The organism is Paracoccus nototheniae (genome assembly GCF_004335005.1).
Taxonomy (GTDB): Bacteria; Pseudomonadota; Alphaproteobacteria; order Rhodobacterales; family Rhodobacteraceae; genus Paracoccus; species Paracoccus nototheniae.
On record NZ_RQRT01000197.1, the window covers coordinates 1 to 463 of the forward strand.

At 43.4% G+C, this 463-nt stretch carries 1 pseudogene; it reads right to left on the reverse strand.

Annotation, left to right across the window (positions count from 1 at the left end):
• Positions 1 to 253, reverse strand: a pseudogene (locus tag EG885_RS23190) (hypothetical protein); the annotation flags it as partial.
• Between the last annotated feature and the right edge of the window lie 210 nt (positions 254 to 463).

The window sequence follows — 463 nt, forward strand, 5'->3', positions numbered from 1 at the left end:
TGAACCCCTGACCTATGATTTTATCTTCATGAACCAAGACTGCCCCAACAGGAACTTCGCCAAGACTAGCACCATTTTGCGCCATCGCTAATGCTTGCTGCATCCAGCTGACGGCTTGTGGTTGCCAGAATACTGCTGTTTCAGTGCTATCTAACTTTGTAAACGACGATAGCTGCTCATCACTAGTTTTATATAAACTGTTTTTTGGCTTTAGATAGTTCTGAGATAACTGTGGGACACTGCTGGTAAGCATGTTATTGATTTACTCTCCTAACTTTAGTATCGACTGATTACTGTGGTAACTGCCAATCGATCGGTGACTTGCCATATTGCATCAGATATTCATTAGTCTTAGAAAATGGCTTGGTACCAAAGAACCCACCTCGGTTCGCGGCCAATGGTGAAGGATGTACTGACGTCAATATCAGATGACGGCTGGTATCGATAAACTTCCCTTTGCTCT